This window comes from Vibrio tubiashii ATCC 19109 (assembly GCF_000772105.1).
In the GTDB taxonomy this organism is placed as follows: Bacteria; Pseudomonadota; Gammaproteobacteria; order Enterobacterales; family Vibrionaceae; genus Vibrio; species Vibrio tubiashii.
In genome coordinates this window covers 3,039,381-3,052,298 of record NZ_CP009354.1, presented here as the reverse complement: position 1 = coordinate 3,052,298, position 12,918 = coordinate 3,039,381, and the positions used below count along the sequence as shown (strand labels likewise).

Annotated in this window: 9 protein-coding genes; 6 read left to right on the top strand and 3 right to left on the bottom strand. The window is 46.2% G+C overall.

Annotated features, from left to right (window positions below):
- Positions 1-50: 50 nt before the first annotated feature.
- Both gpsA and cysE read left to right on the top strand, forming a co-directional pair.
- Positions 51-1,082, top strand: coding sequence for an NAD(P)H-dependent glycerol-3-phosphate dehydrogenase (gene gpsA, locus IX91_RS13970; RefSeq protein WP_004743281.1), 1,032 nt, complete (start codon positions 51-53; stop codon positions 1,080-1,082).
- 61 nt (positions 1,083-1,143) lie between these two features.
- Positions 1,144-1,965 (top strand): serine O-acetyltransferase, encoded by an 822-nt coding sequence (gene cysE / locus IX91_RS13965; protein WP_004743282.1) that lies wholly within the window; start codon positions 1,144-1,146, stop codon positions 1,963-1,965.
- 174 nt (positions 1,966-2,139) lie between these two features.
- Here cysE and IX91_RS13960 read toward each other — a convergent pair whose 3' ends face one another.
- The 3 genes from IX91_RS13960 to argE form a co-directional block, all read right to left on the bottom strand.
- Positions 2,140-2,679: a PadR family transcriptional regulator gene (locus IX91_RS13960; RefSeq protein ID WP_004743283.1), complete on the bottom strand. Its 540-nt coding sequence runs from the start codon at positions 2,677-2,679 to the stop codon at positions 2,140-2,142.
- Between the two features lie 423 nt (positions 2,680-3,102).
- On the bottom strand, positions 3,103-5,736 hold the full coding sequence (ppc, locus tag IX91_RS13955; RefSeq protein WP_004743284.1) for a phosphoenolpyruvate carboxylase: 2,634 nt from the start codon (positions 5,734-5,736) through the stop codon (positions 3,103-3,105).
- Between the two features lie 364 nt (positions 5,737-6,100).
- On the bottom strand, positions 6,101-7,237 hold the full coding sequence (gene argE, locus IX91_RS13950) for an acetylornithine deacetylase (RefSeq protein ID WP_004743285.1): 1,137 nt from the start codon (positions 7,235-7,237) through the stop codon (positions 6,101-6,103).
- Between the two features lie 153 nt (positions 7,238-7,390).
- Here argE and argC point away from each other — a divergent pair, with 153 nt between their 5' ends.
- The 4 genes from argC (at position 7,391) to argH (ending at position 12,663) form a co-directional block, all read left to right on the top strand.
- Positions 7,391-8,395, top strand: coding sequence for an N-acetyl-gamma-glutamyl-phosphate reductase (argC, locus tag IX91_RS13945; protein ID WP_004743286.1), 1,005 nt, complete (start codon positions 7,391-7,393; stop codon positions 8,393-8,395).
- A 21-nt stretch (positions 8,396-8,416) separates the two neighbouring features.
- Positions 8,417-9,208, top strand: coding sequence for an acetylglutamate kinase (argB, locus tag IX91_RS13940; protein ID WP_004743287.1), 792 nt, complete (start codon positions 8,417-8,419; stop codon positions 9,206-9,208).
- Between the two features lie 118 nt (positions 9,209-9,326).
- A complete protein-coding gene (locus IX91_RS13935; RefSeq protein WP_004743288.1) occupies positions 9,327-10,541 on the top strand; it encodes an argininosuccinate synthase in 1,215 nt (404 codons plus the stop codon).
- A gap of 247 nt (positions 10,542-10,788) precedes the next feature.
- Positions 10,789-12,663 carry an argininosuccinate lyase gene (argH, locus tag IX91_RS13930; protein ID WP_004743289.1) on the top strand — a complete coding sequence of 625 codons (1,875 nt, stop codon included), beginning with the start codon at positions 10,789-10,791 and terminating at the stop codon, positions 12,661-12,663.
- The last annotated feature ends 255 nt before the right edge of the window (positions 12,664-12,918 follow it).

Sequence of the window (12,918 nt, the reverse complement as noted above, 5' to 3'; positions counted from 1 at the left end):
AAATATCAATGGCAAGATTCTAGTCACCCTAATGACAATCAGGCGGAATAATGAAAGATAAGACCAACAATGCCTACGGGAAAGAAATTGCAATGACCGTACTTGGTGCCGGTTCCTACGGTACTTCGCTTGCTATCTCTTTAGCACGTAATGGTGCCAACGTAGTAATTTGGGGCCATGAACCTGAGCATATGGCTCGTCTGGAAGCAGATCGTGCCAACCACGAGTTTCTACCTGGAATTGAGTTTCCTCAATCATTGATTGTGGAGTCTGACCTTGAGAAGGCAGTGCAAGCAAGTCGTGATCTGCTTGTGGTTGTGCCAAGTCATGTGTTTGGCATTGTGCTAAACAATGTTAAACCGCACTTGAGAGACGACTCGCGTATATGTTGGGCAACCAAAGGGCTAGAGCCAGAAACTGGCCGCCTATTGAAAGAAGTCGCGAATGAAGCGCTAGGTGAAGGCTACTCTCTGGCGGTTTTATCTGGACCTACGTTTGCGAAAGAGCTTGCAATGGGAATGCCGACAGCGATTTCTGTCGCGTCACCAGACAACGACTTTGTGGCTGATCTACAAGAAAAAATCCATTGCAGTAAAACTTTTCGTGTCTACGCAAACAGTGACTTCATTGGTATGCAATTAGGCGGTGCAGTTAAGAACGTGATTGCGATTGGTGCAGGCATGTCTGATGGCATTGGGTTTGGTGCCAATGCGCGTACGGCTTTGATCACTCGCGGTTTAGCAGAGATGACCCGTTTGGGTGCTGCGCTAGGTGCACAGCCAGAGACCTTTATGGGCATGGCAGGATTGGGGGATTTGGTATTAACCTGTACCGATAACCAATCTCGTAACCGTCGCTTTGGTTTAGCTCTCGGTCAGGGTAAAGATGTCGATACTGCGCAAGATGAAATTGGTCAAGTTGTTGAAGGTTATCGCAACACTAAAGAGGTTTACCTATTAGCCGAGCGTATGGGTGTTGAGATGCCAATTGTTGACCAAATATATCAAGTATTGTATCAAGGGAAGGATGCAAACTTAGCGGCGAAAGATTTACTCGCTCGCGATAAGAAAGCGGAAGCATAAAGAACAATAGCAACACTGGACTTTGTATCTAGATACTAGGGATTCAGTACTAGGAAAATTCATGAAACATTGTGAGAAACAGAAGGTTTGGCAAACCATTGTTAAGGAAGCAAGAGAGCTTTCTGAACAAGAGCCAATGTTAGCAAGCTTCTATCATGCCACGATTATTAAGCATGATAGTTTGAGCGCGGCGTTAAGCTATATCTTAGCGAATAAGCTCAATACTGCATCAATGCCAGCGATGGCGGTCAGGGAAGTGGTTGAAGAAGCCCTAAACTCTGACCCTAGCATCAGCGCTGCTGCCGCTTGTGACATATGTGCCACGGTAAACCGAGATCCTGCTGTGGCAATGTATTCAATGCCACTATTGTACTTGAAAGGTTATCACGCCTTGCAAGGCTATCGAGTAGCAAACTGGCTGTGGAAGCAGGGGCGTATTGCGCTCGCTACTTACCTACAAAACCAAATCTCAGTCGCGTGTCAGGTGGATATTCACCCGGCGGCTAAGATTGGTCGCGGTATTATGTTAGACCACGCCACGGGTATCGTGATTGGTGAAACGGCCATTGTAGAGAATGATGTATCTATCCTACAGGACGTGACATTAGGTGGTACTGGTAAAGAGTGCGGCGATCGTCACCCGAAAATCCGTGAAGGTGTGATGATAGGCGCTGGTGCGAAAATTCTCGGTAATATTGAAGTTGGAGAAGGGGCTAAGATTGGCTCTTGTTCCGTGGTACTTCAAGCTGTTCCCGCTCATACCACAGTGGCAGGGGTCCCGGCTAAGATTGTTGGTAGACCTAAGACCGATAAGCCATCTTTGGATATGGACCAACAATTTAATGGTCGTTCACAAAGCTTTATTGGCGGGGATGGGATATAGGAGATAGAACGGACTTCGCCCTGCTAGATAGCTAGGATTGACTCCTTAACTAATTGGCTTAATTTTAGTTATCCAGTTATCCAGTTATCCAGTTATCCAGTTATCCAGTTATCCAGTTATCCAAAACAAAGAGGGTTGGCACTAAGTGCCAACCCTCTATATTTTTCGCTTCTTTTAACCTAGGGCATCAAGCTCAGTTAGAACTTCTTCAGCCCATTCAATCCACGCTTGGCGGATAAGCAGGTTTCTACGTAGCGTTAGGCGCTCTAAACGTTGCTGCTTATCTAGCGTCGCAGTTGTTGAGTAGTACGCGTTTTCGATTTCTTGGTAGTGAGCAACCAGTTTTCGCGATTCTTCAACTAGCTCGGCCAGTTGAGCGCGGTACGGCGCAGATGGCTGTACGGCACAAGCCATAAGCTTGGCTGAAAACTCGTCACGGACGGTTGGGTGAGAGGTTGGTTGGTCAAACCATTCACCTAGTGCAGTGCGACCAGAATCAGTAATAGAGTAAACTTTACGATCTGGTTTACCTTCTTGAGGCTCTAGTACACAGGTTACTAGGTTGTTTTGAGCCATCTTGTTTAACTCGCGATAAACTTGCTGGTGGCTCGCTTTCCAGAAATAGCCGATAGTGGCTGAAAATTCTTTAGTGATATCGTATCCAGTCGCATCGCGTGTGCTTAGAACGGTTAAGATAACGTGTGGTAATGACATGTCTTCAATCCAAATGGTCAATAAACTACTAAATACAACCACTTAATTTCTGTCGTGCTTCTTAATGGCACTGATCATCAGTAGAAAAAGTGGCACCAACAATGTTGGTCATGTCACCTAAAAAAGCCGTTTATCACCTAGGATCGATAGTTAAGGTATCGAAGAGCTGTAGCATGTAGATTTTATATAAGTCGCCACAGCGGTGAAGTAGTATATCTAAATAATAAGCATAAAGTAGAATAGAAGGACAAAATATCCCAAAAAACTGACAAAAATCTCAATAGTGCATCACATTTAGATAATTATTTTGCAGATTGAGTATAAATGTCTCACCTCTGGTTCTACTTCCTATAAGAAATGCTCCGAAAGATATAAAAAAAGGTTGGTGAGTTCACACCAACCTTCTTTATATTCAGCGGAGAATTAGCCTGTATTACGCATACCCGCCGCAATGCCGGCAATGGTAACCATTAAGGCTTCTTCCAGTTCTGGCGCTGCCTGTTCATCTTGGCGAGTACGATAGAGCAGTTCAGCTTGAAGCATGTTCAATGGCTCAACATAGATGTTACGCAGACGAATAGACTCTTGGCCCCATGGGTCGCTTTGCATCAAGTTTTCGTTGTTTTCTACGTTAAGTACTGACTTGATATCTTTTTGCAACTGCTCGCGCAGGCGGTCACCAAGAGGAAGTAAGTTGTTGTCGACCAAGCGCTCATCGTAGTAACGAGAAATCTCTAGATTACACTTGGTGTAAACCATTTCTAGCATACCTAGGCGAGTTGAGAAAAATGGCCACTCACGACACATCTCTTCTAACAGCGCTTGATGCCCTTTATCTACTGAATACTGGATGGCTTCACCGGCACCAAGCCAAGCAGGAAGTACCAGTCGGTTTTGGCTCCATGAGAAGATCCAAGGGATTGCACGTAAGCTTTCTACGCCGCCTTTCGGGTTACGTTTTGCAGGTCTTGAACCTAACGGCAGTTTGCCCAGTTCTAGCTCTGGTGTCGCTTGGCGGAAATAAGGAACAAAGTCTGCTTCACCACGGACCACATTGCGATAAGCTTCACAACTGACTTCAGACAGCACGTTCATCAAGTCACGCCATTCTTGCTTTGGCTCTGGTGGTGGCAGCAGGTTCGCTTCGAGGATCGCACTTGCGTATAAGCTAAAGCTGTTGACCGCCACTTCAGGAAGGCCAAGTTTAAAGCGGATCATCTCACCTTGTTCAGTAACACGTAGACCACCTTTCAAGCTTTTCGGTGGCTGAGATAGTAGTGCCGCGTGTGCAGGAGCACCACCACGACCGATAGTACCGCCACGGCCGTGGAATAGAGTCAGTTCAACGCCTTCTTCTTCGGCTACCTTAACTAGTGATTCCATTGCGTGGTACTGAGCCCAACCTGCCGACATAACGCCCGCATCTTTGGCTGAATCAGAGTAGCCGATCATGACCATTTGATGGTTTTGGATAAAGCCACGGTATAGGTCGATGCCCATCAGCTGCTTGATAACCGACTCAGCATTGTTCAAGTCATCGAGTGTTTCGAACAGAGGACACACGTCCATGCGGTAAGGGCAACCTGATTCTTGCAATAGCAGGTGAACAGCAAGGACATCAGAAGCTGTACGGGCCATTGAGATAACATAAGCACCAAACGCTTCACGTGGCTGAGCAGCAACGATTTTACAAGTATCGAGCACTTCTTTAACCGCTTCTGACGGTTGCCAGTCTCTAGGTAGTAGCGGGCGCTTCGATGCCAATTCATTAGTTAAGAAAGCAACTTTGTCTTGCTCACTCCACTGATCGTAATCGCCAATGCCTAGGTAGCGAGTCAGCTCAGATAGGACATCTGAGTGACGAGTACTCTCTTGGCGAACATCGAGACGAACTAGGTGGACACCGAACGCTTTAATACGGCGCAATGTATCCAGCAGTGAACCGTCAGCAATAATGCCCATGCCACACTCGTGCAGAGATTGGTAACATGCGTATAGCGGTTCCCAAAGCTGCTCGACGCGCTGTAGTGGCGCTTTTACTGCTAGTTTCTGACCGTGGATCTTCGCATCAAGGATCTCTTTGGTTTCATTGAGCAGGGCGCGAAGTTCTTTTAGTACAGCGCGGTAAGGTTCATGCTCATCTTCACCAGCTAGAGAACGCACAGCAGCGTTACACTGAGTCATCGACAGTTCGCTAACCAGCTCATTGATGTCATTTAGGTAAAGGTCAGCCGCCTTCCAGCGTGAAAGAAGCAGAACTTCACGAGTAATGGTATGCGTTACGAATGGGTTGCCATCGCGGTCACCGCCCATCCAAGAAGAAAAATGCACTGGTCGCGCGTCAATCGGCAGACCTTCGCCAAGGTAACCTTCAAGGCGCTGATCAAGTTCGCGCAAAAAGTCAGGTACCGCTTCCCAAAGTGAGTTCTCGACGACAGCAAAGCCCCATTTCGCTTCATCAAGCGGCGTTGGTCGTTGCTTACGAATGGTGTCTGAGTGCCAGCTTTGGGCAATCAATTGCTCTAGGCGGCGTTCTGTTTTCTGACGCTCTTTCGCTGAAAGGTCACCAAGCTCTAACTTAGATAAGCACTTATTGATCTTCACGAGCTTGTGGATCATGGTTCGACGAGTAATTTCGGTCGGGTGCGCTGTCAGTACTAGTTCAATATTAAGCTCGCGCACTGCTTGCGCTGTATCTAACTTGCTAATGTCATTTTGAGCAAGTTTAGAGAATAGGGAGTTAATTGCGTCTGGTTCACAAACATGAGCATCACAGTGGCGAGAGATGGTATGGTACTGCTCTGCCATGTTAGTCAGGTTGAGAAATTGGTTGAATGCGTGAGCAACAGGGGTTAATTGCTCATTTGGCAGGCTTTTAATCTCATCAATCAAGCTATCTCTGTCTTGTTGATTGCCTGCGAGGGCGGACTTAGAAAGTTTACGAATGGTTTCTACTTTCTCTAGAAGTACGTCACCATGTGCATCCTTGATGGTGTTACCGAGCAAGTGTCCTAGCATGCTCACATTGCTTCTGAGCGCAGAGTATTTCTCGTTCATTATCTTCCTGCCTTGTAAAAAAATTACATCCAATGTTCCTTGTTAGGTAGACAATCTAGCGAAAAATATCGCTTCGAGTCAAATACTGTAGGCTAAGTTTGCAATAATTGTGCAAGCTAATGTAACGCTTTGCATGTGATGATAATGACTAAATATGTTGAAATTTTCTTACAGAATGGGAGGGGAACGGACTCCGTCCTATAGAAAACGGGATCGCTACGCTACTGGATAACTGGAGCGGGCTTCGCCGTTCTGGAAAACTAGACTTGATTCTTAACCATAGTGGAGCAACTTTAGTTCTCCAGTTCTCCAGTTCTCCAGTTCTCCAGTTCTCCATAGGGCGTAGCCCGTTCTCGCTCTGTATTTAAAAACAATACTTATGCATCGCTTTCGACAATACATCTATGGTTGGGTCGATAAATTCAAAGGCGAGGAACTCGTCTGGCTGGTGGGCTTGGTCAATGGAGCCAGGGCCTAGAACCAATGTTGGGCACAGCTGCTGCAAGAATGGGGCTTCAGTACAGTAGTTTACTGTTTCAGAACTAGTACCACAGATCTCTTCAACACCACCGATAAATGGATGGTCATGCTGACATTCGTAGCCGGGGATAGGCTCGTGAAGCGGCGTGATCGAGATTCTACCCGGCCACTTGGCTTCGATTTCTTTGAGTGCGCCGCGCAGCATGTTATCTAGTCCATCTAGACTGATTCCCGGCAAAGGACGAACATCGTAATGCAGCTCACAACAGCCACAGATACGGTTAGCGCTGTCACCACCATGAATGTGGCCTAGATTTAACGTCGGGCTAGGAATGGCAAAACCTGGATGATGATACTCTTTAATCAGCTTGACGCGTAGCTGCATTAAGGCAAATAGAACCTCATGCATGATTTCGATAGCATTAACCCCTAAAGCAGGATCAGATGAATGGCCCGATTTGCCGGTTACTCGCACCGCATTGGCGACATGACCTTTATGGCCTCGAATCGGCACTAGGCTAGTTGGTTCGCCGATGATGCAGTAATCCGGTTTAAATGGGGCTGTCTCAGTGAAGTGGCGTGCGCCGAGCATGGTTGTCTCTTCATCACATGTTGCAAGCACATAGAGAGGTTTGGTCTGTTTGCTCCAATCAACTTTTTTAACCGCTTCTATAATAAAGGCAAAAAAGCCTTTCATATCCGCTGTACCCAAGCCATAAAATCGGTTGTTCGCTTCCGTCAACGCGTGAGGCTCGAAATTCCAGCGCCCTTCATCGAACGGTACGGTATCACTGTGCCCTGCCAAAAGCAGTCCGCCTTCACCAGAGCCTTTTTTGGCGATTAGGTTAAATTTGCCCGCTTCTACTTCAGTTAAGTTGACTTCAAAGCCTACGTCTTTCAGCCAAGTCGCTAACTTTTCGATCACTTTTGCGTTGCCTTCATCCCAACTGGAGTCCGTTGAGCTTATAGAAGAGGTAGAAATCAGGCCGCTGTAGACCTCAATAAAACTTGGTAATTGCATATTTAGTTTACATTCCCTGTTGACAGAGTTCGGCTAAGAAGGTAAAACACATATTAAATCACTTTTATTGAATAAAAAACCAATAAGAGCTGAATAATTTAAATTTATAGTCATTATCGAAATGACGTTTTTTACTCGAAATGGATGTCTGAGATGCTCAAAACCACAATCATAGGCGCAAGCGGTTATACCGGAGCAGAGCTTGCTTTGATGGTACATAAACACCCTGAACTTACGCTATCAGGTTTATATGTTTCCGCCAATAGCCTTGATGCAGGTAAAGACATCGCACAGCTTCACGGCAAGCTGGCCGGAATTATTAGTCAACCAGTGCTTCCTCTCAAAGATGTTGAAGCTGTGGCTAATCAAACGGATGTGGTTTTCCTTGCCACTGCGCATGAAGTAAGCCATGACCTAGCGCCGCAGTTTTTAGCGCAAGGTTGTCAGGTCTTTGATTTGTCTGGCGCCTTTCGCGTTAAAAAAGAAGGCTTCTACAGCGAGTTTTATGGTTTTGAACACCAGCATGATGCTTGGTTAGACAACTCAGCCTACGGAATGGCTGAATGGAACGCACAAGCGATTAAACAGAGTCAGCTTATTGCGGTACCAGGCTGTTACCCAACAGCTTCACAGTTAGCGGTTAAGCCTTTACTCGAAGCGGGTTTAGTAGATACGGCTCAATGGCCTGTGATTAATGCCACTAGTGGTGTTTCCGGTGCTGGCAGAAAAGCATCGATGACCAATAGTTTTTGTGAGGTCAGCTTACAGCCATACGGTGTATTTAATCATCGTCATCAGCCGGAAATCGCTAGCCACTTAGGCACAGATGTGATTTTTACCCCGCATCTTGGCAATTTTAAGCGTGGCATTCTCGCCACTATTACGCTCAAGTTGGTGGCTGGTGCATCCGAACAACAAGTTAACACTGCGTTTAACGCGGCTTATGAAAACAAATCGGCAGTGCGTCTATTAGAGTCAGCATTGCCGAATATTCAAGATGTAGAAAATACACCTTTCTGCGATTTAGGTTGGAAGGTTCAAGGCGAGCACGTCATCGTTGTTTCAGCGATCGACAACTTGCTCAAAGGTGCATCAAGTCAAGCGATGCAATGTTTAAACATCCACTACGGATTTCCAGAGCTGACTGCTCTTGTTTAACTGAGCAGAGAAGGAAAAGTAATGACAGATAACAAACTTACTCCATTAGTGATCAAATTAGGCGGTGCTGCACTGTCGTGTTCTGAGACTTTAAGCCAGGTATTCGGTGCTATTGCCCAATACCAAAAGCAAGCTCAGCGACGAATTGTGATCGTTCACGGTGGAGGTTATCTGGTGGACGATCTAATGGCGAAGCTGCAACTTGAGACAATCAAGAAAGAAGGTCTTCGCGTAACCCCTTATGAGCAAATCCCTGTGATTGCAGGCGCGCTAGCCGGAACAGCCAACAAGATGCTGCAAGGCCAAGCGATCAAAGATGGCCTTAATGCAGTTGGTTTGAGTTTAGCGGATGGTGGCTTATGTCATGTCAAAGAGCTAGACCCAGAATTAGGCGCAGTAGGTAAGGCGACGCCAGGAGACTCAACCGTGTTGCAAGCAATTTTGCAAACGGGCGCGCTACCTATCATCAGCTCTATTGGCCTAACCGAGCAAGGCCAGATGATGAATGTCAATGCAGACCAAGCGGCGGTAGCTGTGGCTGGAGCCTTAGATGCTGAACTGGTTCTACTGTCGGATGTTAGCGGTGTACTGGATGGCAAAGGTCATTTAATCAAAAGTCTTGATGAGAAAGAAGCGCAGAACCTCATCAATGGTCATGTGATTACTGACGGCATGATTGTCAAAGTGAACGCGGCACTTGAAGCGGCTAATGACTTGGGTCGACCAATTGAAGTTGCAACATGGCGTTATCCAGAAAAGCTCGCCGAGCTATTTGCCGGACAGAGCATTGGAACCCAGTTTTTACCACAGTAGTTGTTAGTAAAGAATTAGAGCTGAATGCATAGCGCGTTGAGCGATAAAAATAGATTAAACAGGAAGTAACCCGCAGCACTGACCGCCACGCGCAGCGCCGGGATTTGGAGAAAGAAAAATGAGCAAAGTTCAAGTAAATAAAGTAGTTGTCGCATATTCTGGCGGTCTGGATACATCAGTGATCATTCCATGGCTAAAAGAGAATTACGATTGTGAAGTGGTTGCTTTCGTCGCCGATGTCGGTCAAGGCGCGGAAGAGCTAGAAGGCATTGAAGAAAAAGCCAAAGCGTCTGGTGCATCGGAGTGCTACATTGCTGACCTTAAAGAAGAGATGGTGGCAGACTACATCTACCCAACTCTAAAAACAGGTGCTTACTACGAAGGTAAGTACTTACTAGGTACTTCAATGGCTCGTCCAATCATTGCTAAAGCGCAAGTGGAAGTTGCACGTAAGGTTGGTGCTGATGCGCTTTGTCATGGCTGTACCGGTAAAGGTAATGACCAAGTTCGTTTTGAAGGTGCATTTGCGGCACTCGCACCGGACCTACATGTGATTGCCCCTTGGCGTGAGTGGGATCTTGTCAGCCGTGAAGAGTGTCTTGATTACCTAGCTGAGCGTAATATCCCTTGTACTGCATCGTTAACGAAAATTTATTCACGTGATGCGAATGCTTGGCACATCTCGACAGAAGGTGGTGTGTTAGAAGACACTTGGAATGCACCAAACGATGATTGCTGGGCATGGACAGTCGATCCAGAGCAAGCACCTAATGAAGCGGAATTCGTAACGCTAAAAGTTGAAAAAGGCGAAGTGGTAGGTGTTGATGGTGAAAACATGACACCGTACAACGCACTTGTGTACCTGAATGACAAAGGTGTGAAGCATGGTGTTGGACGTATCGATATCGTTGAAAACCGCCTAGTAGGGATGAAGTCTCGTGGTTGTTACGAAACTCCGGGAGGCACTATCATGATGGAAGCGCTTCGCGCAGTAGAGCAGCTTGTGCTAGATAAAACTGCATTTGAGTTCCGTGAAGAGCTTGGTGTAAAAGCTTCTCACCTAGTTTATGACGGTCGTTGGTTTACTCCGCTATGTAAGTCAATTCTGGCGGCATCAGAAGAGCTAGCCCAAGACGTGAATGGTGAAGTCGTGGTTAAGCTATACAAAGGTCAGGCGACAGTGACTCAGAAGCGTTCAGACAACAGCCTTTACTGTGAAGAGTTTGCAACCTTTGGTGAAGATGAAGTTTATGACCAAAGCCACGCTGAAGGCTTTATCCGCCTTTACTCGCTATCAAGTCGTATCCGTGCTCTGAATAGTCAGAAGAAATAATCACTAACGATTAGAAATCTAGAGCCCACTTGGTTAACCAAGTGGGCTTTTTACTTTTCAGAGAAGAGAGTTAGTTTAATAAATTGGTTTTGAATAAATATGTTAAAAAAGTGAATTAATACTTTATTTTTGATTTAATTTGCCGTAACTTTGAACCATCAAACAATACTGAATCTAATTCAGAGTTAACGAAAGCAATTTTACTAACCGGCACGACTAGTGAGCACAGGTAATCAGGAGAAACGCGATGGCATTATGGGGCGGAAGATTTACCCAAGCAGCAGATACGAGATTCAAAGATTTTAACGACTCATTGCGCTTCGATTACCGATTAGCTGAACAAGATATCGTGGGTTCAATCGCTTGGTCAAAGGCTTTACTCTCTGTTGATGTTTTAACGGAACAAGAACAGCAAAAACTAGAGCTTGCTTTGAATGAGCTTAAGCTCGAAGTGATGGAAGACCCACATCAAATCTTGCGTTCAGACGCGGAAGACATCCACTCTTGGGTTGAGCAGCAGTTAATTGGCAAAGTGGGCGATCTTGGTAAAAAGCTTCACACTGGGCGTTCACGTAATGATCAGGTGGCAACCGACCTAAAACTCTGGTGTCGTCAGCAAGGTCAGCAGTTATTGATGGCGCTTGATCGTCTTCAAGCACAAATGGTGTCAGTGGCGAAAGTGCATCAAGACACGGTTTTACCGGGTTACACCCACTTGCAGCGTGCTCAGCCGGTTACATTTGCCCATTGGTGTCTCGCCTATGTAGAAATGTTTGAGCGTGACTACTCACGTTTAGAAGATGCCATTACTCGTCTTGATACGTGTCCTTTAGGTTCTGGAGCCTTGGCGGGTACTGCGTATCCAATCGACCGTGAAAAAGTAGCCCATAACCTTGGCTTCCGTCGTGCGACTCGTAACTCGCTTGATTCAGTGTCAGATCGTGATCATGTGATGGAGCTGATGTCAGTGGCGTCAATCTCAATGTTGCATCTATCTCGTCTTGCTGAAGATATGATCTTCTACAATTCAGGTGAATCCAATTTTATTGAGCTAGCCGATACAGTAACGTCGGGTTCTTCACTGATGCCGCAGAAGAAAAACCCAGATGCTCTTGAGCTTATCCGTGGTAAAACGGGGCGCGTTTATGGCTCTCTAGCTGGCATGATGATGACAGTGAAGGCTTTGCCGCTTGCATACAACAAGGATATGCAAGAAGACAAAGAAGGCTTGTTTGATGCCCTAGATACTTGGAACGACTGTATGGAAATGGCAGCGTTATGTTTCGATGGTATCAAGGTCAACGGTGAGCGTACTCTAGAGGCGGCTAAGCAAGGCTATGCCAATGCCACTGAACTCGCAGATTACCTCGTCGCGAAAAAGATTCCGTTCCGTGAAGCGCACCATATTGTGGGTGTAGCGGTTGTTGGCGCGATAGCTAAAGGTTGTGCACTAGAAGAACTTTCGATTGCTGAGCTAAAAGAGTTCTCACCAGTGATTGAAGAGGATGTCTACGACATATTAACCATCGAGTCTTGCCTGGAAAAACGTAGTGCGCTTGGTGGTGTATCGCCAAAACAGGTTGCTTACGCAGTAGAACAGGCCGAAGGCCGACTGATTAAGCGCGACGCTTCAGCAGTGAATGTGCGTCCGGCTCGTTTAACCGATATCGAATCTTTAGAAGGTATGGTCGCTTATTGGGCGAACATGGGTGAAAATCTACCACGTTCACGTAGTGAGTTAGTGCGTGATATCGGATCTTTTGCCGTGGCAGAGCACAATGGAGAAATTACTGGCTGCGCCTCTTTGTATGTCTATGATTCAGGGTTAGCAGAAGTTCGCTCGTTGGGTGTTGAAGCGGGCTGGCAAGGTCAAGGGCAGGGTAGCGCAATTGTTCAGTATCTGGTTGAGAAGGCGCGTCAGATGGCGATTAAGAAAGTATTCGTTCTTACTCGTACTCCTGAGTTCTTTATGAAGCAATCCTTCTTGCCAACATCGAAGTCCTTGTTACCTGAGAAAGTGCTTAAAGATTGCGACCAGTGCCCAAGACAACACGCATGTGATGAGGTGGCATTAGAAGTGAACCTTGCAGAGCAAGCAATAGCACGGGTAAACGTTGCCTAACTAACTGATTCAGAAAGAACCAAATAAAAGATCAAAAAAGATCGAAGTTTTTGGGAACTATTAAGAAAAAGCCAGGTCTATTAAAGTACCACTGCTTTTTCTTAGAAGAATCTAAGAAGGCCCCAAACCATAATTGGTTTTGGGGCTTTTTTCTTTTTTGCTCTCCATAATCGATGCCATAGCTTCGTTGTCAAAAAAACTCACTGGAATGCCAGCCCAGCTATCAAATAGGCAAGCTATGCTCATAGGATTCGT